This window comes from Candidatus Binataceae bacterium, assembly GCA_035650475.1.
In the GTDB taxonomy this organism is placed as follows: Bacteria; Desulfobacterota; Binatia; order Binatales; family Binataceae; genus JAKAVN01.
Genome location: DASRHP010000010.1, coordinates 126,625 through 153,033, shown reverse-complemented (window position 1 = coordinate 153,033; position 26,409 = coordinate 126,625). Strand labels below are relative to the sequence as shown.

The window sequence follows — 26,409 nt, the reverse complement described above, 5'->3', positions numbered from 1 at the left end:
GCGTGCTTGATGGAGATAGATACTCACGAAGGAGCTAACGCGGGAGCAGCCGGACAGGCTCTGGCCGTCGCCTCTGTCACGACCGCCGCGATGATCGCTCTTATGAGCTTGCCGGGCAAGGCGCTGGGCGCGGGTTTGGCTGCCGTCGTCGGAGTAGGCGGGCTCATATGGCTATCACGGTTTGTCTCGTCGCACAGAGCGTGGTTGCTGGGCCTGCTCGTGCTCGAGGAACTGCTGCCCTACGCGAACGTCATTCCTTACGATCCGCAGTCGCGTTGGATCTTTCGCTACCCGATTCTGGCCGCGCTGTGTATCCCGATGGTGCCGGCGGCGTGGCGGTCGGGGATTTTGTTGCGCGGGAATTTCAAGGCCTTCGCCCTGTATTATGCGTGGGCCGCAGCAACCACGATTTACTCGCTCGCGCCGGCGGCTTCGGTCGGCCGTCTTCTCCCCGCGATTTTGCTGTTCGTGGGGCTGAGCGCCATGATCGCTGATATAAGCGCAGGCGTGGAGGTTCGAAACATCCTCCTTCGGTTTCTCGTTTGTTGCGGCGTTATCCTCGCCTTGCAGATGGTGGCGGCGGTCGCCCTGCCCTCCGCGATGTCGTGGAGCGCCGAAGAACCCGGGCTTCCGCCGCGATTCAGCGGCATCTTCAATACCCCCAACGTGTTAGGGCAGCTGCTGGTCGTTGTGGTCGGCGCGGGCGCGGTTTGCTGGCCCCATGTCAGCGGATGGCGCAAGGCGACGCTCGGCGGACTCATCGCGATCTCCGCCGCGCTCGCGGCGGTCGCAGACTCGCGCTCCGGCTTCGTGGCGCTCGGCATCGGAGGAACTCTTTATGCAATCTGGAGATATAGACTGAAGGGCTTGCTCGCGTGCGTGGCGGCGGCGCTCGTCGCGGGTGCGATATGGATCAGCCTGAGTAGCGGCGCCCGCGTTTATCTGAACCGGGGCGCGGCAAATCTGTCCGGGCGCACGGAGGCGTGGCGTTTCGAGGTGCACCAGATAGAGCGGCGTCCACTTACCGGATACGGCTACGACGTCGAAGGGCAGATCTTTCAGGATCGTCTGTTCCCGGACTGGGGCGCTTACTGGCTGCGGGGCGCAAATACCTCGCTTCATAATGGCTATCTCGGCATCGCGATCGGAGTGGGAATTCCGGCAACGCTACTCTGGTTATGGGCGTTCATCCGGCCCTGGCTAAGTCTCTTTGCCGGCGATGAAGACCCTTGGGAGCTCAAGAGCATGGCACTGCTCGTGGTCGTGCCGCTGCTTACCCTTGCGTTGGTCGAAAGCCCCCTCGATCCGATCCGCTATCCGAAAGGACTGCTCCTGTGCGCGTGTTGGATGGCAGCCGAGCGCTTCCGACTGCTCGAACGAGAGCGCGCGGCATCGGTGGTACCGACTGAGAATCCGCTTTTCAGGACAATCCAATTATTCCCCACTGCCTGAACCGGCCCGAGCGGGCGCCGACATTGCCCGTTTGTTCCGCCGGCCGCGCCGCTTGGAAGAGACCCGTCCGGCCAGCCGCCATTCTTGCGCTTGCCCTGATGACCTTCAGCATAGCGCTTGCGAACATCTCGGCCCGTGCGAGCGATTTCTTCGTCGATTCCATGCTAGGCAACGACTCCAGCCCCGGCACACTGCATGCGCCGTGGAGGACACTCGCACGCGTTAACTCTGCCCGCCTCGGCGCCGATGACACCGTGCATCTGCGCAGGGGACGCACGTGGCGTGAAATGCTGGTGGCAAAGCGCGGCGGCGTGCCCAGGCATCCCCTGACCTTCACCTCTTACGGCCACGGCGACCAGCCGGTCATCAGCGGCAGCGACGTCGTGACGGGCTGGTCGCCCTGGCGTCCGCCGATTTATCGCGCTGCGCTCGGCGCGCAGCCGGGCAACGTGTACGTCGACGGGGCTCCATCCTGGGGGCTTGCTCGCGCATGCTGTCTGCCGGGTGCCCAGTGCTCAGCCTCCCGCTCTTGTTCGGTCGCCGAGATGAGGCCTGGAAGCTGGTTTTTCAATTCCCGGCAGGCCGCCCTTTACGTATGGCTGCCTGACGGTGGCAGCCCTTCGGCGCGCGCCGTTGAGGCCGCCGTGCGGCCGGCCGGCTTCTACGCGAACGTGAGCGACGACCAGGCCAGTAACATCGTAATACGCGGCCTGCGTATCGAACGCACCGCCGGGTATGGAATATATTTCCACTCCTACCGCGGACGCCGCGGACTGACGGGAGTAATTATAGAACGCAACACCGTTACTCAGACTGGCACCGGCCCCATCGATGATCACCGTTACTACAACGGCATAATGTATCTCCAAGAACCCACCCTCGATACTGCGCCGGTGATCGCCGCCAATACGATCTCCTACACCGGAGGCCATGGCAACGGGATAAATTGCCAGGGCGCTGACCACGCTTTGATCGCCGCCAACAACGTTTCCTATTGGAATCACAACGGGATCGACGTAAAGAACTCCTCACATGTAACAGTGACACGTAATGTTGCACACGATGGACCGAACCACGGCGCGGCCTTTTACTCGGAGCACGCCACCGGCATCGTCTGGATGGACAATACAGTGTATCGGGCGAGCAATGGCTTTCAGGCGGCGCTGGGCTCGACCGCGTCGCTCGGTCACAACTCAATTCATGATGTTGGTACGGGAATCTATTTCGGACCGCGCGCCGCGGAGATAGTCCTGTCGCACAACCTGATTCGATCCGCACGCCTCTTCTTTGAAACTGACGGTAACGGGACTGTCCGCGACCAGGACGCTGATTGGGAGCCGCAGGCCATATTTCGTATCGGCCGCCGCACGCTTGATCTCGGACAATGGCGCCTCCGAGGAGCCGCGGGCCGCTCGCCGCGTTTCTCGGCATTGCCGGTAATCGGCAGTCCTTCAGTTGTGACGCGTACTCCAGCTCAGTGAGAAGAGATGCGGTTTGGCGTCCGACCAATCGAAGTCGGAGCGCACCCGCGGATCCAGAGCGTCCTTTAGAAAGCCGGGCAGCCGCGCCGGCCGTTGCAGGATCGTACGGATCTCGCCTGAGAACCGATGGTACTGCACGCCCTCGCGGTAGCTCAGATCCGGCTCAACTGGCAGCCCTTGCGCCACCGCCTGGTAGGCCTGATACAGATCGACGCCGGCGTGCTCGACAATTCCGATACTTCCCCATACCCGCGGATTCAGCTCGATGAACTTGTAGCGGCCGTCGCGCCGGTCGCGGATAAACTCAACGTGTCCGAGGCCCGTGTAGCGCAGCGCCGCAAACACTTTCATACTCTCTTCCAACAACCCCTTCGGCCGCTCCGTGACACCCTTGACGGTCCATCCGCCCTTCGGGGGATAGGTGAGCAGCTTGCGATGGGCGCAGATGCGCAGCGCGCGGCCCTCGACAAAGAGCCCCCCGACCGAATAGGCATCGCCGCGGATGACTTCCTGCAGCGCGGGACGGCCGCCATAAGCCGCCTCGCAGGACGCGATCTGCGCGTACGTCGAGCGCAGATCCCCGCGCCGTTTCACCAGCCGAACGTTTCTGCCGCCGTCACCCCGCTCGCCCTTCACCAGCAACGGCAGGCGCAGCTCGCGCCCTGCATGCTCCACTTCCTGTTCATTGGCCGGAATTATGGTAGTTGGCACGGGCACCCCGGCGCGCGCCATCTGTGACAGCGTATCGTGCTTGCTCAGTAACAGCTCGATCGTTGCAGTTTCCGAAAGCGGGAGCCCGTTCCATGCGGCCGAATGCGGAACGTGATGCAGCATTTCCAGGATCTCTTCATTGCACAAGTAAACCGCATCGTACGTCCCTCTGTCGATTATCCGCCGCAACGCCGGTGCGACGGCGTCCGGACGCCAAGGCGGGGCCTCGAGAGCCCTGGCACAATGCCTTGACCAGAAAGCAGCCGAGCCCGCCTGCCCGAAGAGGTCCACCTGATAGCCCCTGCGTGCGAGCGCGCGGCACAATTGGATCGACAACGACCCGGCTCGCTTGTCCAGAATCAGCGCGCGTCGCATCACGCATCCTCCGGCGCTGCGTTACTGAACTCGCAGCGCCGACTCGACACCGGGCTCCGGCGCCCGCGTCAGCAGCGCTCCGTCGCTCTTGAGGTCTGCGCGTGCCGGCTGCCTGAACCACTCGTGCCGGCGCGCCAGGTAGCGGCTATGCAGATAGTCGCAGACTATCGTTTCTGCGGCTCGCGCCACGCCTGCACAGTCAATTGAAGCGTCGATTACCACCGCCTGTCCCAGGGATTGGGCAAGATCGCGATAGACTCCGCGAAGAGCGTTAAGCGTCTCACATGGAAGCTCAGTCTTGCGCCCGAGTATAATTGTTTCCGGAGCGTCAAGTATCAGAAAGAGATCGGGCTCGGGTATAAAGCCACTGACCAGGCGCACTAATCGCGACAGGCCCCTTAATCGATAGCGCACGGGATCCGCGAGCAGATCGTGATAGTAGCGATCGAACAGTACAAGGTCATTTCGTACCAGGCGCGGCTTGACCAACGACGCGTAGCCTGCAATGTAGTCGACCAGCAGAAGCGCCAGCTTTACGATTGAAGCCGAGGCCGATCGGCTGGGCGCGCCGTGGGGATGCGGATTGACCCCGGCTGAGTTGCGTCCAAAGATGTCCGGGCGCAGCCGAAACACGGCTGACTCACGGAAGGCGGCGCGAAGGTCGGTTCGCATCCGCTCAATCAGTGCGCTCTTTCCGCTTCCGTCGGGGCCGAGCAGCGCCACCGCAAGCCCCGTGTGGAGGCGAAATCGGCCCCACAGCCGCTTCAACTCGCCTGGCCAATAGCCAAGGCGGTTACCCGGATAGCGCCGCGCCGCCTGGCGGCGCAGCGCGCGACGCAACCGCCCCAAGTTCCCCTGTACGGCATTCCACCGTGCGCCCTTGATCCACTCGTGCATCTCCTTTCCGAGGCGAGAGCCCAAAAGCCGAATGGATATTCGAAGCGCCCGCTCCTCAAGCTGCGAGGACAACTCCGTCAGCAACACGCGCTGATGTATAGGAAACGCACCCTTAATGATTTTCTTCACCAGCAGATAGCCGAATTCGGTGCCCAGCGCAGCGATCGACAGACCCTGGTGCGTGTGGATACCGGAGAGAAGGTCGTCGGCGTCGAGATAGAGACGCCCGTTGTGACGAAAACTGGTTATCGCGTCGATGCACAGAAGATCGCGCCGCTCGTGTGAGCTGCTGGTGGCTACAAAGAAGTAGCCTCCGATCTCGTAATTGATGAGCTGTATTATGTGCCAGCCGTCGCGACTCAGCGCATCTTCAACCACCGCCAGTGCGCCCGGCGACACTGCAATGTCGATATCGGTCGATTCGCGGTTTCCCAGATCGCGCCAGCCGTGAAGCACGCAGTACGGCGCGCGGCTCTCCTGCAGCGCGGCCGCGATGCGACGAAACGCCAAGGTCTCCTGTGGGAGCATCACACCCTTAGGCTTGCGGCAAGCCGCTTGCTATTTCCTCAAGTGATGCCGGGCGCAGTCCTTTGTGCGACGCAAATTCAAGCAGACGTTCGAAATGCCCGAGCGCGCGTCCTGGGCCCTGGCCCAGCGCAAAGCGGCGCAACGCCAGGTCCAGCGGGTGTGCCATCGCAATAATCGGGTGGCCGAGCGCGGCGAGCGCGAGCAGTGTTGACCTGTTTAGTGCCGCTACCGGGTATCGCCTCAGGACGGGTATGCCGAGTCCCGGCACGAAGTGGGTCGGGATCGAGCGACGCATAAATGGAGGCACGCCCAACTCCGCCTCCGGACGCGCCGCCGCGCACTCGGTGACTGCTATGAAACCCGCCTTCTCCAATCGCGCGAGCAAGTCCCAACTGGTCCGCTCGTACGGAAACACCATCACTTTTTGGAACTGTACGCGGAAGCGCCGCGCGATCTCCTCAACCAGTGCCTGGCCGCGCCGAAGTTCGTTCGCTGGATCGGCGAGCGTACGATGATCAACGTGCCGGTGAAATCCATGCCAGACGAATCCGCCGCCGCACCGGCGGACGAGGTCAACGTAGCGCCGACTGACGTGCACGTGTTCAGGCGTCCACGCCAGATCGAGATGGACTCCAGGATAATGCGCGTTGAAGTGCTCAAGCAGAGCCTTGAGCCTGAACGGCCCGAGATAATCGAAATTGGCCGGGCGATCGTCGATGGTGATGTTGAAACTGGTAGGGGCCTGCCAGCGCCTTTGGTTCGCAAGGTTTGCGGCGACCAACGCGCCGGTGCCGGCAAGGATCCCGCGCGGCGTCGCAAGACGTTCAACAATTGGGTTGCCGGTTTCGTCCGCCCCGGAGTTCGGATCATAGATGACGGCGCCGGCGCCACACTCGAGACTAAAGAGCGCGGGCGCCCGCGACCCGCCCTGCTCCGCCGCCATCAGCGTCCGGCAGTGACCGTTTAGTCCGACCGCCACTGCCGCCGCGCCGCCCGCCGGAAGTTCTTCGCCCCGCAACGCTTGCGGGAGCGTCGCCGCGTCGCACAGACGGAAACTGCGAATGTCGGTGCGGCTCTCAATCCGAAACCGGCCGTCAACGAAAGGTTGAAGCGAATGTTCGAGCGCTTGCTCGAAGCGGCTGACATGGACGGTCGCGCCGGCTTCCACGCATCTCTTCAGCAACCGCCAATCGCAGCGCCGCAGCGCGGCTGCCGTCATCGCAATCACCGTGCCCTTGCCAGCCAGTACCTCCTGGGGGAGCGAATCGGCTTGCGCACACACGCGCACGCGCGCTCCGCGCAGCGCGGCGAACTGGGCCGCCACGACCGCGGAGCCCCATCCGGGATCGGCTACCACCCAGCAGGTCGCATTATTTGTTTCCATCGCACCGGGGCCCGTCACCAATTGCGGCGGTACCAGCGGCGGCCATTCGCAACTCGTCGGCCCGCTGCTCGTTAGACGTCAGCACCGCCTCGAAGAGCGCCGAGGGTGCGAGTCGCAGCAGGAGCTTCAGATTCGGGACGACGCAGTGGCCACCGATGAATCCCGGGAAATAACGATGCCGCGGCAGAAACTCCACTTCCTCGAAAAATTCCGCCGCTTCTGAGTAATCGGCATCCACCCGATTGGCGTATCGGTTGAGCTCCTGGGCGAACCCGATAAGCACGCCGAAGTAACTGGTTTCGGCAAGTTTCGCGAGCTCGAGCGTCTCAGGACGCGACACACGCTGCGTTGTCATTCCTGCATCCCGGAAGTGGCGCTCCGCTGCGCGGGCTGTTTCGACGTCGAGCGCGGCGACGAATTTTCGATAGTGCTTGAGGTCCGCCGTCATCTTCGCGTGCTTGCCGCGAACCGGGCTATAGGCAACGGCGGCGCCGGTCGCGCGGAGCAAAGCGCGTGTGGTGCCCGGCAGCACCGTGCTGTTGAGGATGGTAAGAGCGGGCTGAAATCGGCCGATATAACCAGCTACGGTGCGTTGAAAGCTGTCGGGACTGTGAAATGGTATGCATACATGCATCACGGCGATCCGCCGTGAAACTTCCTGCGGCGCCAGGTCGAGCCGCAGCACCGGTCCCATCCGCTGCTCGAGGACGTCGGCAAGCGCGCTACCCACTTCGCCAATCCCGATCACCAGGGTTGAATCGCTATTCACAAGCTTCACCTGCACGGAGATCTCAGGCCCTGCTTTCCGCGTCCTCTTGGGGCCCGTCTCTGAGTCCCGGTTGTGCTGGATCGGCAAGGGCGAGCACCACTTCGGCATTCACCCGCAAGGGTTGCAAAAGCCTGGGCAGAAGCTGGCGCTCGATCCGCTTATTCAGTCGGAACAGCGATGGAACACCGACGGTCGGCTTCAGGATCCTGCGCAATGGAACGAGGAAAGGCTGCTCGACGCCGCTGCTCGGCAAATCGCTGACCGCAGGCCGATAACCCGAGATTTCCAGCGCGGTGCGCAAACAGCCTGCGTTCCAATGCGTCAGGTTTCGCGGCGGCGCCGAGCGCAAAGGGCTGCGGCGCCCGGGCCCGTATTGCGCGACCGCCAGCGGCGCCCACGGCCATAGGGAGCGGATCGCAGCGAAAAAACCCATCGGATTCTCAAGGTGGTGGAGCATAAAGAACGAAACCACCGCATCGGGGCGCACCCAATCGGCCGACACGCTCTCGACTCCGCCGTGCCACACGGTGAAGCCGTCGCGGCGGTTGAGCTCAACCACCTCGCGGGCGACGTCGAGACCTACCGCATTGAAGCCGCGGTTCCTGAGCGCGTGTAGAAACAATCCCGGGCCGCATCCAAGCTCGAGCACAGTTGCACCGCGCGCGAATCTGCCGACCAGCCATTCGAGCACTGCGGAGTAGGCCGGGGTCCAGAAACCCAGCGCCGGGTCGTTGACGAGGGCGGCGCGGCGCCTGAGATTGCGATTGAAGTCGTAAAAGGCGGCTTCGTGGCGCTGGCCGCGATAGGCACCGTCGAACATCGTCCGCGCGTCCTCGGGCAGGCGCATCGGTTGAACGAATTCGATCCCGCACTTTACGCACGCCCGCCACTCGCCCCACCCGGGCGCGTCGGCGCAGTGCCGGGAAGAGCTCTTGCAGATCGGACAGCCCGGAGCGCGATCATTGTGACTGCCTTTAATTCCCACCATGTACCCACCTAGCCGTGCACAGTTTGTGAAACCCACATTCCCTTCAAAGCGCGCAGCGCGGTGCGCAACAGAAGGCGCCGAAACCGGATCCCATGCCCGCTGAGCCGGGCGAAGATCTCGAGCACGTCGTCGATCGGGCGCTCGGCGACGCTGGCAACCAAAGGCTGCTCGGCGATCCGACAAAGGCGCTCGAGGCGCGCATATACTTCGTCGAAACTTTTATTCGTCGCGCGCGCGCAAGCCTCGTGGGCGATTCGTTGCAGTTGCTGGCGGCCGTCGGCGCCGTCGGGATCGATCGCAAGCAGCGACGAAAGCGGCGGCGCCGCGTCGCCGCGGCCCGGTCCGCCCAACCTGAACGGCGAAACACCGGGTGCAAGGAGATCGAACCGGACATCATATCGTGGCAGCAGCTCGCGCCATGCGGCGGCGCGCGCGCCGTTCCACCAGGCCGGCCGCTCGCCCAGCAGGATGCACATCGCGGTGAGCCGATGCTGACCGTCAACGATCAGCAGGGGCGAGCCCGCTCCTTCAGCCGCACGCCACAGCAGCAGCAGGCCCATCGGATATCCGCGCCAAAGCGAATCGGCGAGATCGCGCACCTGCTGGGGGCTCCAACTGAACGCGCGCTGGAAACGCGGGATGTCCCAGCGGCGCTCGACCACGCTGCGCACCGCGTCATGGACCGTTAGCATCCGGTAGCCGCAGGCCCCCGAGGCGCCCTTCATAACCCTGGCGGCCCACTGTGTTTCAGTTGCGGCTGGCATCGACCACATCCTCTCGGCCAAGCCGCGTGGGCAGCGCCCTCTCTGTCGGCTCGCGCAGCAGCGAGTCAATCGCGTCGTAGAAGCTGGAACGCTGGGCCGCCCAGCCCAGACCCTCGGCGACCCCACGCGCGTTGCGCGCAAGCTGAGCGCGACGCTTGGGCTCCCGGTAGAGACGGTCGATCGCGCGTGCGAGGTCGCAAGCGTCGTCGGGTGTGAAAAACTCGACCGCGTCGGGGTCAAAGTAGTGTTCGATGGTGCGCAGGCGCGCCGCGATCACCGGGATGCCAAGCATCGCGTACTCGAGCAGCTTCACCGGCAGCATCAGATGGGTCGCGCTGCTCGCGTGATTGGGCACCAGGCCGACCGCGGCGCCGCGCAATACCGAGGGAAGCTCGTCGAGCGGCACGCGATCGACGAACTCAGTCCACGCTTCCAGCCGCAGGCGTTCGACAGTCCGACGCAGTGCAAGTACGTACTCGCCGCCGCCCGCGATCCTCAGGCGCAGGCCCGGAATCCTGAAGCGCAGGCGCTGCACCGCGCGTAAGGCGACGTCGAGTCCGAGCCGGTGCGAAATCATTCCGTGGCACACAAGCGTAAATGCGCCGCCGCCGCGACGGGCGCCGCTGGAGATTTCGCCGGCGGCGAAAATCGCGGGATCCGGCGAGTTCAGAACCACGCGGATCTTTTCCGGCGCGACTCCTGCCGCTTCGAGACGGCGGCGATGCAGCTCGTGAACGGCAACCACGCGATGGGCGAGCAGCGCGCTCAGGCGTTCCTCGAACATCAGCAGGCGCGCCCCGAGCGCCCCGCGCCAGGCGCCGGAGAACTTGTCGCGGTACAACTCGGGCATCGTGTCGTGGATATCGAGCAGCACCTTGCTGCCGAGCAGCCTCGGCCCGAGCGCGCACAGCACCGCCGCGTCGGGCATCGTGCATACGATCACGACGTCGTATGGTCGCGCCCAGGCGCGGCGCGCCGCGATCGCCGCGGCGCGGCTGAAAAAGTGCAGGTAACTGCCGAGGTAGCGGCGGCGGCTCGCACCGCGGTAGCGCGCGACGGGGACCTCGATCACGTTGACGCCCTTGAATCCGGCCGCCGGGCGGCCGCCAAGGCAGATCACGTCGATTTCGTCGCCGCGTTGGGCGAGCGCTTCGGCGTGACGGCGCACGCGCGCATCATGCGCGTAACTGGTGTAGGCAATGATCAGTGCCCGTGTCATTGCGCCATCAACCTCACGCGGCGAGCCGCGTTGTGCTCAAGCGGCGCGCCACCGCGCCCGCAGTGTTGCGACCAGTGATCAGCGGCTTGTCGTCCTTGACCAGCAACTTGAAAGCGGCTCGCCGCCGCCACCAATCGGCGGCTTCCGAGGGCAGCGCCCGCCAGCTCGACTCGAGCGCGCTCAGCCGCTTGAGCAATTCCTCGTACTCGGCGAGCTGCCATCCCGCGCCGCAGTAATCGGGATGAACCAGCGCGAGGATCATCCCGCCTACCGCGGCGATCCACTCGAGCTTTGTGATCCAGACCTCCAACGGGCTGCGCCGCAGCAGATGCAGCATTGTGTGGTCCTGCGGCAGCGTGTAGGGGAGCTCGACCAGATGTTCCAGATGGAAGGGAAAAACCGCGCAGGTGCCGCCGGCCTGAGGCTCCCAAGGATCGGTGTCAGCGAAGCTCGAATCGAAATCGAACGACATCGAGGCAATCCACTCCGGCCGGCGCAACGTCGAGGGCGCGCGGAAGCCGCGCAAGCCGTGCTCGCGCGCTCGCCGCTCGAGTTCAGGAGCAAGGCGAACGAAATCGTCGTGGCTGCGGAACAGCTTGCCGTCGTGGCTGAGCCCGTGCGCGCCGAATTCGAATCCGCGCGCGCGCAGACGTTCGACAAGGTTCCAGTCGATCGGATATTGCGCGAGCGGCAGGTTCCACGCCGAACGGAAGCCGTAGCGCTCTTCCAAATCGGCCATCGCTTCCATCCGGCGCTGTCCCGCCGGGCCCTCGACATCGTGCGTAAGGACAACACAGCAGTCGTGTCCGCCCGGCCAGAAGCTGATATGCCAGCCGTCGCTGACCCCGAGAGTCGCAAGGCTCTGCCGGAGCCATTCGCGCCAGAATTCGAGCAGGACGCTTTCGCACGGCCAGGCGGGAAATTCCGCACGCCTGCGGCTACGCACTATCATCCCGTTGAGGCGATGCCGCAGGCGTTCCGGAATCAGTTGCTTGACCGCATAGTAAGCGCGCATCGCGGCGGGTGGGCGGCGGCGCTTGAGCGGTAGGTAGTTCTCCCACAGGTAGTGCTCAATCAACGGCTCGGAGGCCCCGATACCGGCACGCAGCGGCTCGCGCCAGTTCTCGGACAGCTTCCAGAACGTGAAAGCGTCGTTGCGCGCGCGCCAGCGGCCCAGCGCCGCCGCCGCCGGAGGCGGCGGCGGCGATTGCGATTGGTGTATCATCGCCAGCGGCTCTCCATCGCGAACAGCCTGCGCATCTGCTGGGTGCGCACGAACCTGACCACGTCAGGCGAAGCGGCCCGTTTGGCGCGACGCAGATAACCATCGGCAAACCCCGCCAGCATCGCCACGCCCTGCAGCGGCCGCCCGATGACCAGATGGCGCAGCACACGCGCGCCCATGAAGACGGGCGAATAACCGGCCTGGTAGGCGGCACGGCCGGCGTTGAACCGTCCGCGGCTCATCCCGCGAGCGCTGCCGGTGGGCCGATGATGCCAGGCATGAATGTGGCGGAAGCTGCGAGTGACGAAGCCGTGCATGATGGCGCGGATTTCGTCGATCGTGTCCCATCCAAGGCCGGGCTCCAGCCCGCCGATGGCCGCGAAGCAGGGCCGCGAGTACAGCTTACTCGGGCCACGGGTGTGGAATGTGGGAGTGACAACTTCGCGCCACGCGCCATCGGAACCGGGTTCGAGCAACGTGCCGCTGGCGATACCCAGCCGCGGCTGGCGAGCGAACTCCGCCAGCAACCGCTCTATGTAGTCGGAATCGAAGGTGAGATCGGCGTCGAAGCGCGCGATGAAGTCTACATCGCGCCACGCTTCGGGCGGCAGGAACTGCATAATCACCGATTCACCGCCGGGCCGGCGCACGCGCTCGCGGGGAAGATGGCGCGGCTCAATCCATCGATGCACGCGCGCCGCCTCCTCAATGATCGCGGGCGTGGCGTCAGCCGAGCCGTCGTCGATCAACAGCCAGCGCTCGGGCCTGCGGGTCTGCGACACCATCGAGGCGATCAGCCCGGGCAGAAAGCGCTCTTCATCGCGGACCGGAGTGATTGAGAGATAGTTACTCATGCGAGGTACCCGTAGATCGCCGAGCCGAGCAGACGGCTGGCCGGTGATGGAATCCGGCGCCACAGCGTTGACAACACGCGTTGCATCGCGCCCGGCGCTTCGGAACTGACGGTGCGCGGCGACCGCGGGAAAAATGAATAGGGAAGAGGTGCGGCAACCGCGCCTATCGCTTTTTTGAATTGGCCCAGGCCCTGGTTGCGAACATCGGCGCGGCCGAGGTCGAGCATTTCAGCTTTGCCCGCGAATTCCTCGATCACGCTCCACAGCAGCAGGTGGGCCGCACCGAAAGGAGCGTCGGCCGCGCGCGCGCTCCATTTCTCATAGAGTTGGCCACCCGCGCGCAGGAGCACCAGGCCGCCTACGACACGCCCGGACATCCGCGCCAGCCACACCTCGAACGCGCCGCTGGGAGCGAAAATCGAATGCGCCAGGCGGAAGAAGGAGGCGGGCTGGGACGGCAAACCGAGCCGGCGGCGCGCGTCGAATTGAAGTTCACAAAAATGCTGCGCATCGGTCGCGGCCGAACCCCGTGCAATGCTAATGCCCGAGACCATCGCGTGACGCAGGTTGCGATTCAGCTTGCGCCGCAGCACACCACCCAGCTCGCGCTCGACCGCGCTGAGCGGACGGCGTAGGTCGAGCGTCCAGTTTTCGAAACACGTGGAGAGCTGCCAAGGCGATACGGCCGCACTGCCGCGGACTTCAACGCCGCCCGCGGCTTGCGGATGCTCCGCCAGATGAGCCAGCAAGTGCGCGCCGGCGGCGGGATCGGCAGCGAGGGGCGGACAGAAGTCGGAAAACGGCAACGCGATAAGCCTGCGCGAGAAGGGCCGCTTGGAGCGGGCCAACGGGCAGGCTGCGCGGATTTCGCCTTTTTCCGCCAGCGTCGCAAGCTGGATGTCGAATCCGTAGGCGCGGCGCAGGAGCTCGATCCATTCGTCGCGATGGTACAGGACGGCATCGGGGTGGCTCTCAGCAAACCGGCGCCAAGCCGCCCGGTTCTCGGCAAATGGGCGCAAGTCGAAGTGGAGGCCCCCGTTGCTGTCGGGCGCCGCGCTCACAGCGCGTTGCGATCCGCCGCTCATCGCGTCGCTCCCTGGAGCGTTGCCAGGCGGGTGCGGCCGAACGCGCGCGCCAAGATCTCGCTCATCGCCGCCGACTCAACCCAGCAAAAGACGATCGCCGGGAGGAACGCGGCGATCGCCGCGACTGCCGGAGTGTCGAGGTTGGCGGCGCGCGCGCCGGCCTTGCCCAGTGCGCTCACGATGGCGCACGCGACCGCCAGGCGCAGACCCGGAACTGCGGCGGCGATGAGCCCGCGCAGGTTCAGATTGAGCAATTCGCAGGCGAGACGGACGCCGATCACACTCGTCAGGCCTTCCACGACGCTCATGCCGGCGCTGATTGCGAACAGCCCTCCGCCGGCGAGCGAAAGGACCGCGGCTACGATCAGGATGAAGCGCAGGGCGTTGAGATAAATGTCGAACGCCGGATGGTCCTTGGCGTAGTAGATCGAACCAATCCCTTCGCGCAGTCCGGCCACCGCGAGCCCCGCGGCCATCAGGCGCAGCGGCGTCGCCGCCGCCGCCCACTGCGCCCCGTAAAGCGTATGCAGCAGTTCGGGGGCGGCGACGGCGACGCAGGCGATGATCGGCAGCACGATACGGGCGAGATAGTTGAACAGGCCGCGGTAGGCGCGCGCGAGCTCGCGATCGTCGTCCTGCAGACGGCAGAACGCGGGCAACGTCACTCGCACGGCCACGCGATGCAGCCTGTAGGGAACGAAGCGCAGGAGGTCCCACGCAACCGAGTACAGGCCGAGGGCGCGATCGCCGAGCAGCCGGCCCACCAGCAAATAATCGGCGTTGGCCGACACCGCGATCGTCGCCTCGGCCCCGGTTACGCTCAGCGCGAAGCGGCCGAGGTCGCGCGCGGCCGCGATCCGCGGCAAGCCGACCGGCAGATGGCGGCCAGCGGCGCAGGTCGCCAGCGCACGCACGCCGATGCGCGCGGCGAGCGCGCCGGCCAGGCTCCATTCAGGCATTCCCGCGCGCAGAACGAGGAGCGCAACCGCCACGAAGGCCGCCTCACCCAAGGTCTCAGCCACCGCCAGCGCGCCGAAGCGCAGCTGCCTGCGCAGCCGCGCGTTGGCCGTCGCCGCCAGTCCGTCGAGCAGGACCGGCACGCACATCAGGCGCGCGCCGAATTCCAGCCGCGGCATCTCCATCGCAGCCGCCAGTGGCGGCGCTGCGACGTACAGGCACGCGGCGCTGAGCATTCCAAGCCCAAGGCTCATCCACCACGCGGTGGACTCGTGATCGTCCCTGAGTTCTTTGCGCTGGACCAGCGCCTCGGGAATCCCGGCCTCGCAGAATAGAGTCGCAAAGACGCTGACGACCAGCAGCACTTTGAGCAGGCCGAAGTCCTCGGGATGCAGACGGCGGGCGAGTATCACGATTCCGCCGATGCGGATCACCTGGACCGCGAATTCGCCCATCACGTTGTCGCGCACGCTGCGCGCGAATGCAGTCCACAAGCCACGGTACGGCTCCGTGGGCCGCGGTGGTGAACAGGCCGCGCTCACATGCCGTCTCCCTGGAGCAGGACCGGCACTGTTCTCAGGAGGATCTTGAGATCGCCGGCGAGCGACCAGTCGCGGATATAGTGGAGATCGAGGCGCACCATCTCATCGAAAGGCAGCCGGTTGCGTCCGCTCACCTGCCAGAGGCCGGTGATCCCTGGAGGCGCATCGAGCCGCTGCCAGTGCCAGTCGCGATAAAGTTCGAGTTCGTAGGGCAGCGCCGGACGGGGCCCGATCAGGCTCATCTCCCCACGCAGGACGTTGATCAGCTGCGGCAGCTCATCTGCGCTGAACCGGCGCAGGATACGGCCGACGGAGGTCACACGCTCGTCGTCTGCGAGCTTGAAAACCGGCGCATGATGCCCTTTGCCGTTCGCCACCGGCGCGCTGCCGTTACGCAAAATCCAGTGCTCGACGTATTCGCGATGCGGCTCGTCCGCGGTCCCGCGGCTCATCGTGCGCAGCTTCAGAATCTCAAACCGCTTGCCATGGATGCCGACCCGCGTCTGGCGGAAGAGCACCGGTGAGCCGTCGCACAGCCAAATCGCCGCCGCCGCGATTGCCATCACCGGCGCCGCCAACCCAAGGAACAACGTCGCCACAGCGAGATCAAACATCCGCTTGACCGCCAGGTTGAGGCCTTCGAGCCGGCGGCCCGGCACCGAAACCAGCGCAAGCTCGCCGATCCGCTGTACCTCCAGCGCCCTGGCAGACGAGCCGGGCATCCATGGCACCAACCACCAGCGCACGCGACGCGTCCGGCACATGTCGAGGATCCGCTCGGTAAGCGCGCGGCTCTCGTCGGCAACCGCAATCGCGGCCTCGAGGCCCGAACACGCGGCTGCCAGAGAGGCGAACGCCGTTTCCGGCAGCACCGGCAGCCCTCGATACTGTCGGCCACCCGGCCCATCGTCGATGAAGGCGATCGGCGAATACGCAGTCGGCTGCGTCAATATTCCATTGACCAGGGATTGGGCGGCGGGCGTGAATCCGAAAACGACGAGCGGGGTGCGGATTTGCGGCGCTGCATAGGCTGTTTTCAGACACCAGAGCGCTGCGCGCCGAGCCGGCGGCGCGCACGCTATGCTTCCTGCGAGCGCAAGCGCCAGTACTCTGTTGGGGATCCGCACGCCGCACAGAGCCGCGGCGGTGAATGCGATGGCGATGGCGACGAGGCAGCCCACCGCAACTGACATGATTTGCTTGATGCCGCTTGCGCTCTCGCGCCGGTCCTCGACGAACCGGAAGGTCGTCATCCACAGCGCTACCAGCGCGATCGCCGCGGCGGCGAGCGGCATCGGCGCCGGCCCGACCGCGCCAACGCCGGCTTCTGGCTCTGACAAGGCAAACGCGGCCGCAAAGCCGCCGGCAATCGCCGCCGTGTCGGCGGCCGCGAATACCGTGCTCTGACGTTGTAGTTCGCCGGCGAACATCGCACTCACCACGTAGGGGGGGAAACGTGATAGTGTTTTGCAAGGGTCCGCCGGCGAACAGGCTTTTCACTATCGATCGCTCTGCGTACAGCTTCCGCTACCCGCGCCACATCGTCATCGCTCAGATGAGGGTGCATGGGAAGCGAAAGAACAGTGTCCGCGATCGACTCGCTGGCCGGGAAGTCGCCGGGTTGATAACCGAGCGCCTTGCAGGCTGGCTGCAAATGCAATGGGACAGGGTAGTGGATTGCACATTCTATCTCGCTCATCAGGAGCGCGCGCCGAATTGCGTCTCTCCTGGGATGCCGAATCACGAAAAGGTGCCAGCTCGACTGCGTACCCTCGGGCTCGGTGGGCAGCGTGACTTCACAGCCCGCGAGCAATTGACGATAGAGCTCGGCCACCCGCCGCCGACGCGCATTCCACGCCTCCAGGCGTGCGAGCTTCGCACGCAGCACCACCGCCTGCACTGCGTCGAGCCGCGCGTTGTAGCCGTACTCCTGATGCGCATAATGCGATATGCGGCCGTGATCGCGCAGCGTTCGGATCCGCGCTGCGAGCGACTCGTTGTTGGTCGCTACGGCGCCCGCCTCGCCCCACGCGCCGAGGTTCTTGCCCGGATAGAAGCTGAAGCAGCCGGCCGCGCCGAAGCTTCCCGCTTTCGCCCAGCCCGCCGCGCCACGTAGTCGGGCGCCGTGGGCCTGGCAGGCGTCCTCGATGACCACGAGGTTGTACTCCTCGGCGACTTTCCGCACCTCATCCATCGGCGCCGGCAAGCCATACAGATGCACCGGCACGATGGCTCGCGGGCCGTTGACCGAGCGCCAGCGGCCCGCGGCGAGATATTTGCGCAGCGCCTCGGGATCCAGATTCGCGGTTGCCCGATCGACGTCGACAAAGACCGGCAGCGCCCCGCTCTGGCAGATAGCCTCGGCGGTTGCAACGAAGGTCATCGGCGACGTAATCACCTCATCTCCCGGGCTGACGCCGGCCGCCATCAGCGCAAGCCGCAGCGCGTCGGTGCCGCTGCCGACCCCGACCACCTGGCGCACGCCAAGGTAGGCGGCGAATTCCTGCTCCAGCGCGTCGACGGCCGGGCCCCCGATGTAGGCGGCGCTGCGGTGGATTTCACCGAGCTCGCGCTCGACACGCTCGCGGATTTCGCGGTTCTGTGACGGCAAATCGACGAATTTAATCACGTGCGACACTTCCCTCCCGGGCTACATATTCAATGCGTCGGACTCTGGCCGGATGGCCGGCCACGACCGCGCCCGGCGGCACGTCGTGGGTGACCAGCGCGCCCGCGCCCACCATCGCTCCGGCGCCGATCTCGACGCCGCACATGATGATCGCGCCGCTGCCCACCGTAGCGCCGCGCCTGACCCAAGTGCGTTCGAGCTGCCAGTCGCCTTCCTCTTGCGCGGCGCCGTCGGGCCGGGTGGCGCGTGGATGGCGGTCGTTGATAAACACCACGCCGTGCCCGATGAAGACTTCGTCTTCGATCACGACTCCGGTACAAACGAAGCTGTGGCTGGAGATTTTACAGCGGCTGCCGATCGAGGCGCCGCGCTGGACTTCCACGAAAGCGCCGATGCGCGAGTCCTGGCCGATCTCGCAGCCGTAGAGATTGACGAACGCGCTCACCCGCACGCCGGGAGCCAGACTCACATCCGGCGCGATGGACGCGAGTTCCGAGACATCACGGCATTGCATGGCTTCCCCCGCTTACTTCTTCGATAGCCACCGCGCGCCCGCCTTCGCGGAGCGAGCGGTTGGCGGCCTCCAAAATTCCGACCACCCGCAGGCCGTTGACGCCGTCGGTCTCCGGGATCCGGCCAGTCGCGATGCAGTCGACGAAGTGTTCGCACTCCGCTCGCAGCGGTTCGTATTCCTCGATGCGTGGAATCTGGATATCGCCGTAACGGTACGAAAACTGGAATTCGCCGAAGGTATCGTAGTAGCGGCTTACGCTGACGCCTTTGTCATAGATCCTGATCTTTTCCTGCGCCGCGGTATCGTCGTACACCAGCATTTTGCGCGAGCCCACGATCGTGGTTCGCCGTATCTTGTTCGGATCCAGCCAACTGACGTGGATGAAAGCTATAACGTTGTGTGCAAAGCGCAGCGTCAGCAGAGCGACGTCTTCGACCCGGTTTCCATAGTGGCTCTGCCCCTGGCAGCTGATCGACTCCGGCTGACGCTCCATCAGCTTGAGCATGATCGATACGTCATGCGTCGCCAGGTCCCACACCACGTTCACGTCGTGCTGAAATAGCCCGAGGTTAGCGCGCACGGAACTGAGATAGAGCACCTCGCCGACCTCGCCGGCGGAGATAATCTCCTTCGCCTTCAGCACCGGCGCGCTGTACTCGAACGTGTGCCCCACCATCAGAGTGCGTCCGCGCTCGCGCGCGATCTCGATCAAACCGGCGGCTTCCCGCACCGAGGTCGCCAGCGGCTTTTCGACCAGCACCGCCTTGTTGCACTCAAGCGCCCTGCGCGCCATCCGGTAATGCGAGCTGACCGGTGTGGCGATTACCACTCCCTCGATCTCCGGATCGTCCAAAAGATTCTCGAAACTGGAGCTGGTTTGGAGCCCGCTATATAGTCCCGATACATAGTCGCGGCGCGCGGCATCCAAATCGCAGGCGACGATCTTGCCCGTGCAGCGCAACTGATGCAGATTGCGTATCCAGTTGGGCCCCCAATACCCGAGTCCGACGACCCCGATTCCGGCGACTCGCGCCCGCTGCGGCGTTTTCGCCGGATGGCCATTCGATCCGTTGAAATGATGGCCGTTTGTCTGATGGATTTCCGCTTTCAGAAGTTGACTCATATATGCATCAATCTCCGCAGCCTGCCCGGGGGAGGAAGGTTGACTCCGCTGAGAATTGCTCCTGCGGGAGCGCGCTCGGCCGACCTGAGAGCGGCGACGGTGGTGGCCAGTTCCTTACGTTCAGTGTGTCCGTAGCGCACGACCAGTACGATCGGGTCGCTCGGCCGCGCAACCGGCAACATCCTCGGATCAAGCCTGACCACCCCGAGATCGATTATCACCGCCTGATACTCAGTCAGATTGTCGTCAAGGGATTCGAAGAATTCAGATGAAGGCTCGTCAATGGCCGCGCACACTCCGAGCTCGAGGCGCGGCCATCCTGTTGGCCGGGAGCGGATCGGGCTGCTGGACGGCGCGCTCAGTGGAACTGGCCCCGGAGCCGGCAACAGGCGTTCGAGACCAGGCCTCGACAGGTGCGCGTCAAGCAGCAGCGTGCGCAAGGCCAGCCGCTGGCTTAGATCGATTGCGAGCGCGGTTGCGATTGTCGACGCTCCGTCGCCGGGCCGACATCCGCTCACCAGCAGCCGCATAGGGCTCCTGGCCGCCGCCGGCGCGAGCGTTTCTGCTAGGCGTCGAATCTGCTCTCCTCGCGCGATCGCGGCCGGCACTTCGCGAAACGCGGGCAGCACCACCAGCGGCGCGGCGGACTTCGGCGCTTGAAGCAGCTTTCCCGCGGGAGTGCCGCCTGCCTCCATACTGTCGCCGCTGCGCTGCTCGACGCCGCGGCTCAACGCTTCGTAGTATTTGCCCACGAGCTACCTTGGCTCCTCGCCGAACCGGCGCCGAGCGGCAGCACTACAATGTCGCCCGGATAGATTAGGTTGATATCCGGAAATTGCGGATTAGCACTGACGAGACGCGGGAGTTCGTCTTCCGAGCCCAGATAGTGTTGTGCGATCTTTCCCAGTGTGTCTCCCGCTACTACCCTTACGCGCCGGGTTGAATCCTGGCGGCGCTTCGCTGTAGCCTCCGCCGGCTGAATATCGCTTGCTGTCCCATGGAACGCGCCTGTTTCATGCGGCACGCCCGCGTCACCAGGCTTAGCCGCGGCGTTTGACGTCGTTGCAAGTCGTGGCTCCTCGAGCCGCTCAGTCAAAGCGACCGGGAAGTTATCGCGGCGCGGATCGTCTGCGCCAGGTACGATCGTTTGCGCCTGCGTCGCAGCCGGGGCGACAGCTACCGAGGTCTCAGTGGCGACCGCCGGCGGCTCGAGATATCCGATCGCGTGGGCCGGGCGCGCCTGCGGCGCATCGCCGACTACGGCCCCGGCCGGTTGGCGGGCGGGCGGCCATCCGTAGACGACCAGCCCGCCCGCCAGGCACAGCGCCGCAAGTGCGGCCGCCGGGCGCATGACCTTCGCCGCCGCGCGGCCAGCTGGCGCGCGCCCCGCCGCTGCGGCGGCGACGAAGGACTCCTCACGCTCCCTGACCGACCTGCGCGCCATGCCCAACGTGATCCTTTTGGCATCGCGCGAATATGCGAACAGCATCGCGTTATGGCAAAGCACATTTATCAGTCGAGGCACTCCGAGGCTTTGAGTAATCAGATGCCTGAGTGCACGCCTGGCGAATATCGCTTCGACACGTCCGCCTTGGACAGCGAGCCGATACGCGACATAATCACGAGCTTCTGCGTCGCCCAGCGGAGTGAGTATCGCTCGTGCACCGATGCGCTCGTTCAGGGACCGCATCGGTTCCTCCGCCAACCGCCGCAGCAGCTCCGGCTGCCCCACCAAGATGAAGCAGAGCTGCTGCTCTTCGACGCGACCGCAATTCGAGAGCAGGCGAAGTTCTTCGAGCGATTCCTCGCTGAGCGCCTGCGCCTCGTCGATGAGCACCGCGACCCGTTCGCCCGGCTTGAGCGCGCCCAGAAACTTTTGCAGGGCGTCAAGCAATTCGCGCCGCGAGGCTCCGCCGGCGGTTTTGATGCCGAGCTGCTGCGCGATGAATGGAAGCATCTGTCCGGCGCCGATCTGCGGGTTGCTCAGGTGTACGATGCGGAGGTGGTTGCGATGGCGTTCGAGAAGGGCGGCGATGAGGGTGCTCTTGCCCATCCCGGTCCGGCCGACCAGCAGGGTGAATCCGCTCGGCTCGTGCAGCAGGCCCCACTCGAGCGCGGCGAGGGCCTCTCGATGAGAGGCGCCGGCGAAGAACGCCGCGGGCGACGGTGTGAACTCAAACGGCATCCCGTGCAATCTGAAGTGCTTAGCGTACATCGCCCGCTTACTGCTCGGTCTGAACTACGGCGATTGTCCTGATACCGCCGACCGCCGCGATCGATGCCGCCGAGTAGATTTTCGGATCGTTCTGCTCGTCCCAGAGCACGGCGGCAAGACCCGCACCAGTGCCCATCACAAGCCCGGCCAGCAGGTTGAGCCAGAGAATCGGGAATGCCGGCTTGAGCGGCATCGCCGGCGGCCGCACGACGCTGACGCTGAGCAGTTTGCTCTGGTTGAGCGCCTGCGCGACGCGCGCCTCTTCGGCCTTGCGCAGGTAGGACATGTAGGCTTCCTTGTCGGCCTCTACCTGGCGCTGGAGCCGATCGACCTGCACGCCGTTGGTAACCAGCAGCCTGAGGCTCTCCTGCGCCTGCGCGATCTGTTGTTGCAGCGCCTGCTGTCCGGCGCGCAGTGCGGCGGCGTTGGCCTCGCTCTCGGAGAGGCTCGAGCCCAGCGACACCCACAGTGGATTCAGATCCGTGCTGACTTCCTCAACTTCGAGTTTGTTTTCGCGGTCGAGGATTTGTTGCGCCGCTTCGAGCTTGGCGTCGATTTCCTTGATCCGCTTGGAGTTCGGCTTGTAGCGGCTCAACAGCTCGGCGCGCTCGGCGCGCAGTTGCATGACCTGCGGCTTGAGCTGCTGCAGTGCGGCGTTCTGCACCGAGCGCGTCTCCTTGCCAATCCGCTCCGGCGTTTGCCTGCGCAGCGCCTGGAGAGCGCTCACCTGCTGTTCGGCCGAGGCGAGCTGTGCGGCTCCGGTGGCATACTGAATCGACATCTGCGACAACTGCTTGACGAGCTCGGTCTTCTGATCGGGCAGACTTCCGATCCCTGTCGCGACTTCGAACGCCTTGAGTTGATCCTCGGAATGATGAAGCCGGGACTTGAGCAGCCGTGCCTGTGCCGCGAACACCTTCCGCGCCACCGGGTCGTGAGATATGTGGGCGTGATATTCGAGGTACTGATTAAGCAATCGGGACAGGAAGTCCTTTGACCACTGCGCATCGTTTGCTCGAAAATCGATTTCAATTATGTCGGAACGATTGACGACGTTTGCGCTAAGCGCGCCAGCCACTTGAAGGGCCCACTGCTCCCTCGTGGTAAGTTCTGGCATCTGATGCAGGGCGCGATAACCGGTGCCCGGCAGTTTAGCGACGGTGCCGACCGCACTTATCAAAGCCGCGCCGAACCCCGCGTATTGCTGAGTTGGTTGCAAACCATCCAGCGCCTTCAGTATCAGATGCTGGCTGGTCAAAATCTCGAGCTCCGAATTCATGTCCTCTTCGTTGACCGGATTCGCAACCACGGCTCTGGGATCGGCGCTTCCGCGCAGGTCCGGCGATACCAGCAACTGAGCCCGATTGTCCTGGACGAGGATCTCGGCGCTCGACTGGTAGATCGGCGGCCACAGAATTGTGACGACCAGCACCGTCGCGAAGACGGCGCAGGCCACCCACAGCGCCGTCTTTTGCCGCCGGATGATTATCTCGATCCAGGTCTGCAACTTGCCGGAATCCATCAATGCATTCTCCTCCGCCGTCGCGGCGCCATCACAGCGGAAAACTCGCGTACGGCTGGATCGGCAGGTTGTTGCGGATGTAGTGTTTGATGAACAGGTTGATATTGGCGATCGTGCTGCGCGGGACCACGACGATATCGCGCGGCAGCAGCGCCACGTCCTCGCCGCTCGACGGCTGTTCCATCGCCTGGCTCAAGTTGACTACTGATCCCTGTGGCGTGCCGCACGCGTCGCGTCGGATCACTACTGCGTCGCTGCTGGCGTTGTCGGTAAGGCCGCCGGCATCTGCAATCGCCTGAAGCAGCGTCATTCCCGGCTCGAGTACGATCGCCTTGGGCTTCGATACCTCGCCCTCGACATACACTTGGCGGCTCGGCATGTTCTTCACGTGGACTGAGGCGTCAGGTGAGCGCAGCTCGCTGGAATAGGCTTCATTAAGGCGCGCCGCGAGGGCCTGCGGAGTGAGTCCGGCCGCCCGCACATCACCCACGAGCTGGAGGTTGATCTGCCCGTCTGGCCGCACCACCACGGAGTCATTGAACTCGGAATTGAGATAGAAACTGATCACGAGGTCGTCACCCGGCTGGATGATGTAGGCACTGTCGGCGGCTGCCGCGTTGAGAGCGGCGTTCTCGATGTCGGCTTGTGCCGCACATTGCTGTGCCGACAACTGCGGGCGGTTTATTCCTGCGAGATCGCCCCGGGCGGCAGACGCGCTGCAACCGGCGACCAAAGCGGTGATGGCGATGCACAGGGTTGTCCGAAGATCCCATGCACACTTGCTCGGGTTCAGAATTCCGGCTGCCACCCGCCGCTCCGCCGTCCATCCAGCAATCATCACTTGGTTAAACATCTGTCGTCGCCGCCGATGCGTCGAAACATATCCAGAGGCCGGTATATGCCGTCCTGTTCATCTTCGCTTCGCCATCAACGATATCCATGGGCTTAAGCACAGACTATGGAGACGGCGCGATGCATAACTAGGAACGAGCATTGAGTCGGCAATGATATCGCGTGGACGGCGCGCGCCAGTTATTAGGAACAGCGAAACGACAGAACTGCGCGCCAGCGGCCGCCGCGGCGGTCCACGATAGCTGCGGAATTAGCAGCCGCACGCTCAGGGAGCTGCCGGCGTACCCTTGGTCAGGATTATCCGCGGAGCTGCCCATTGCATGGCCACGCCTATGGCATCGTCGAGCGCCTGCCCGATCTCGTTGACGAGCAGATAAAAGAAGCGCCTTTGGAGCGCCGCGCTGCCGGCGCGGGGCTAATTGCGTCAGGAGCGGGAGATTCTGAAAGCGTCTGCGGCCGGGCTGACGACGCCAATGGTGTCGGTCTCCGCCCTGTCGCCTGCCGCCAACGGATGCGTAGCGTGTTCTATAGGATCGTGAAAGCGCGCGCGATGCCGGCGAGTCGGATCGCGCCTGGGGTTTCGTCGCGTCTCGCCTTGGTCATCTGGTGGCGAGGAGTTCTAAGATGGCGTCGGCGACGGTGCGAGTGTCATGGTCGGGATACGCCCGGCGCCGCCGGGCCAGCGACCGAAGGCGCCGGACTTGGCCCGCCCATGCCGCGCATTCGTCGGCGGCGACCCGTCGCGCTGTGGCAGATCAGCTCTCCGCGTCGCGTCGTCTGGCAGACGCCGCTCTCCTTTTTGCCCCGGCGCTCGAACGAGCACGGCGTCCCGGCCGACTTGTTTGCGCAGACGGCGATCCTCTCCTGCCGCATCGCGCGCCAGCCCGCACGGCGGCCGGCGAGGCCCGCGCCCGCGTCCTGTGCGATTGCTGCAGATGCGAGGAATGCGAACGAAAGAATGGCCGCTGCGAATGTGATCGCGGTTTTCATCATTCGATATCTCCCTGCAAAGGCTCGGCCCTTCGGCGAATCATCGGCCCTCGGCTGGACAAAGACGAATTTGGCGGTCGGCGGTTACAATCACTTCAGACCCGGGGCCGGCCCAGGCGTGACATTCAACCGCCGCTGTCCTCTTTGACGAGGCGGCCGCCGATAAGGATTGCGCGCCGACCATTTCCCAACTGCTGCCATCCGCCGCTGGCGCCCGCGCACATCCGCCAGCTACGACCGCCATTGCAGGTGGTGTAGCGCCGGCCGTCCCTGGCGACAACCGTCACCATATCCGCGCCGGAGGCGACTACGCCGATAAGATCCGTCTCGGTCGGCGATGCGACCTGAGCCCAGGAGATACCGTCGATGGTAAGTAAGATCGTCCCCGCGCGTCCCACCGCCCAGCATACCCGACTCGACAACGCGGCACCGGCCAGGAGATCGTGCTCGGTCCCACTCGGCTGACAAACCCAAATTCTGCGGTCGCTCGAATGATGAATTACGCCCGAATCCTGAAAGACCCAGAACGCGCGGTGGTCAGGCGCCGCCACCATCACCGCACGTTGCGCTGCGCGCGCCTTCGAAAGGCTCGCCGCGACCGCGGCTATCTCGGCGACAAGGCCGACTGGAATCGCAGCCGCCGCCGCGGCGCACGCGGGCAGGTGATCGAGCGCGAGCTTGACGGCGGCCGCGAAGCGCTGCGCAATGTCGTCGTCGGGGACCAAGCCGCTTTTCCATACAGCGGCGGCGCGCCTGCGTCAAAGAGATTTCGCGGGAGGGCCAGAGCAGTTCGTGGCGCGAAGATCCGTCGCGAAAGCGGCGCGCCGCGGCCCGCTCAGGGCTCGGCGGGACGGCGGTTGAGCAGGTAAAGCGCGACGGCGATCGCCAGAATCGCTCCGGCATTGGCGCCGAGATCAATCATGATCTCGCGGAATTTGTCGGGCGAGAGATTTTCCCCGGTCACGCTCATCTGCGCGCCGATCGCCAGGATGCGCCGGGTCGCGGAGATCGCTGCGATGAAGAGGAACGGCTGGAGCGATGAGGCGCGCTCCTGGAGGTAGGAGAGCACCGTCCGCAGCACCTCCATGATGATCATCACCAGCAGCAGATCGTTGACCAGCGTCACCACCGCCAGGGCAAACCCGCTCGCGCGCAGGCTCGCCGGAAAGGCGAGCAGGCTGTAGCCGAGCATCCCCAGCGCGGCGAGCAGAAACACCACGCCGACCAGGGCGTAAACGATCGCGTCGGCCGCTTCGAGTGCAGGCAGCAGCGTCTGATGAACGTGCCGCGTACCGGTCGGCTGCGGTTCGTCGATGGAGCGCCCCATCCGGTG

At 64.8% G+C, this 26,409-nt stretch carries 23 protein-coding genes; 2 read left to right on the top strand and 21 right to left on the bottom strand.

Annotated elements, in window-relative coordinates:
• Positions 1–9 precede the first annotated feature (9 nt).
• Entirely contained in the window at positions 10–1,452 is a 1,443-nt protein-coding gene (locus VFB33_10865; GenBank protein ID HZO82182.1) for an O-antigen ligase family protein, read from the top strand.
• Positions 1,453–1,550: 98 nt separating this feature from the next.
• Entirely contained in the window at positions 1,551–2,933 is a 1,383-nt protein-coding gene (locus VFB33_10860; protein HZO82181.1) for a right-handed parallel beta-helix repeat-containing protein, read from the top strand.
• Here the strand turns inward: VFB33_10860 and VFB33_10855 are convergent.
• The 21 genes from VFB33_10855 to VFB33_10755 form a co-directional block, all read right to left on the bottom strand.
• Positions 2,904–4,019 carry an ATP-grasp domain-containing protein gene (locus VFB33_10855; GenBank protein ID HZO82180.1) on the bottom strand — a complete coding sequence of 372 codons (1,116 nt, stop codon included), beginning with the start codon at positions 4,017–4,019 and terminating at the stop codon, positions 2,904–2,906. The genes VFB33_10860 and VFB33_10855 overlap by 30 nt on opposite strands.
• A 21-nt stretch (positions 4,020–4,040) precedes the next feature.
• On the bottom strand, positions 4,041–5,444 hold the full coding sequence (locus VFB33_10850; GenBank protein ID HZO82179.1) for a hypothetical protein: 1,404 nt from the start codon (positions 5,442–5,444) through the stop codon (positions 4,041–4,043).
• A 7-nt stretch (positions 5,445–5,451) separates the two neighbouring features.
• Positions 5,452–6,663 carry a hypothetical protein gene (locus tag VFB33_10845; GenBank protein HZO82178.1) on the bottom strand — a complete coding sequence of 404 codons (1,212 nt, stop codon included), beginning with the start codon at positions 6,661–6,663 and terminating at the stop codon, positions 5,452–5,454.
• A 151-nt stretch (positions 6,664–6,814) separates the two neighbouring features.
• Entirely contained in the window at positions 6,815–7,612 is a 798-nt protein-coding gene (locus tag VFB33_10840; GenBank protein ID HZO82177.1) for a hypothetical protein, read from the bottom strand.
• Between the two features lie 7 nt (positions 7,613–7,619).
• On the bottom strand, positions 7,620–8,444 hold the full coding sequence (locus VFB33_10835) for a methyltransferase domain-containing protein (GenBank protein HZO82176.1): 825 nt from the start codon (positions 8,442–8,444) through the stop codon (positions 7,620–7,622).
• A 149-nt stretch (positions 8,445–8,593) separates the two neighbouring features.
• Positions 8,594–9,349, bottom strand: a complete 756-nt coding sequence (locus tag VFB33_10830) for a DUF262 domain-containing protein (protein ID HZO82175.1) — start codon at positions 9,347–9,349, stop codon at positions 8,594–8,596.
• A complete protein-coding gene (locus VFB33_10825; GenBank protein HZO82174.1) occupies positions 9,333–10,568 on the bottom strand; it encodes a glycosyltransferase family 4 protein in 1,236 nt (411 codons plus the stop codon). The genes VFB33_10830 and VFB33_10825 overlap by 17 nt, the downstream gene beginning before the upstream one ends.
• 13 nt (positions 10,569–10,581) lie before the next feature.
• On the bottom strand, positions 10,582–11,793 hold the full coding sequence (locus VFB33_10820) for a hypothetical protein (protein HZO82173.1): 1,212 nt from the start codon (positions 11,791–11,793) through the stop codon (positions 10,582–10,584).
• Positions 11,790–12,647: a glycosyltransferase family A protein gene (locus VFB33_10815; protein HZO82172.1), complete on the bottom strand. Its 858-nt coding sequence runs from the start codon at positions 12,645–12,647 to the stop codon at positions 11,790–11,792. The genes VFB33_10820 and VFB33_10815 overlap by 4 nt, the downstream gene beginning before the upstream one ends.
• The gene (locus tag VFB33_10810) at positions 12,644–13,453 is read right to left on the bottom strand and encodes a GNAT family N-acetyltransferase (GenBank protein HZO82171.1); all 810 of its coding nucleotides are present in this window, start codon (positions 13,451–13,453) and stop codon (positions 12,644–12,646) included. Before VFB33_10810 ends, VFB33_10815 begins: the two co-directional genes overlap by 4 nt.
• A 275-nt stretch (positions 13,454–13,728) precedes the next feature.
• Positions 13,729–15,183 carry an oligosaccharide flippase family protein gene (locus VFB33_10805; protein HZO82170.1) on the bottom strand — a complete coding sequence of 485 codons (1,455 nt, stop codon included), beginning with the start codon at positions 15,181–15,183 and terminating at the stop codon, positions 13,729–13,731.
• A gap of 44 nt (positions 15,184–15,227) precedes the next feature.
• Entirely contained in the window at positions 15,228–16,661 is a 1,434-nt protein-coding gene (locus VFB33_10800; protein HZO82169.1) for an exopolysaccharide biosynthesis polyprenyl glycosylphosphotransferase, read from the bottom strand.
• Positions 16,662–16,666: 5 nt separating this feature from the next.
• The gene (locus VFB33_10795; GenBank protein ID HZO82168.1) at positions 16,667–17,860 is read right to left on the bottom strand and encodes a DegT/DnrJ/EryC1/StrS family aminotransferase; all 1,194 of its coding nucleotides are present in this window, start codon (positions 17,858–17,860) and stop codon (positions 16,667–16,669) included.
• Entirely contained in the window at positions 17,853–18,329 is a 477-nt protein-coding gene (locus VFB33_10790) for an acyltransferase (protein ID HZO82167.1), read from the bottom strand. Before VFB33_10790 ends, VFB33_10795 begins: the two co-directional genes overlap by 8 nt.
• Before the next feature lie 31 nt (positions 18,330–18,360).
• Positions 18,361–19,497: a Gfo/Idh/MocA family oxidoreductase gene (locus VFB33_10785; protein ID HZO82166.1), complete on the bottom strand. Its 1,137-nt coding sequence runs from the start codon at positions 19,495–19,497 to the stop codon at positions 18,361–18,363.
• Entirely contained in the window at positions 19,494–20,249 is a 756-nt protein-coding gene (locus VFB33_10780) for a hypothetical protein (protein ID HZO82165.1), read from the bottom strand. The genes VFB33_10785 and VFB33_10780 overlap by 4 nt, the downstream gene beginning before the upstream one ends.
• On the bottom strand, positions 20,225–21,682 hold the full coding sequence (locus VFB33_10775) for an AAA family ATPase (protein ID HZO82164.1): 1,458 nt from the start codon (positions 21,680–21,682) through the stop codon (positions 20,225–20,227). The genes VFB33_10780 and VFB33_10775 overlap by 25 nt, the downstream gene beginning before the upstream one ends.
• Positions 21,683–21,719: 37 nt before the next feature.
• Positions 21,720–23,234, bottom strand: coding sequence for a hypothetical protein (locus tag VFB33_10770; protein HZO82163.1), 1,515 nt, complete (start codon positions 23,232–23,234; stop codon positions 21,720–21,722).
• Between the two features lie 31 nt (positions 23,235–23,265).
• A complete protein-coding gene (locus tag VFB33_10765) occupies positions 23,266–24,087 on the bottom strand; it encodes a polysaccharide biosynthesis/export family protein (protein ID HZO82162.1) in 822 nt (273 codons plus the stop codon).
• 1,114 nt (positions 24,088–25,201) lie between these two features.
• Positions 25,202–25,801, bottom strand: a complete 600-nt coding sequence (locus tag VFB33_10760; GenBank protein ID HZO82161.1) for a hypothetical protein — start codon at positions 25,799–25,801, stop codon at positions 25,202–25,204.
• Positions 25,802–25,911: 110 nt separating this feature from the next.
• On the bottom strand, positions 25,912–26,403 hold the full coding sequence (locus tag VFB33_10755) for a phosphate-starvation-inducible PsiE family protein (protein HZO82160.1): 492 nt from the start codon (positions 26,401–26,403) through the stop codon (positions 25,912–25,914).
• Positions 26,404–26,409 lie beyond the last annotated feature (6 nt).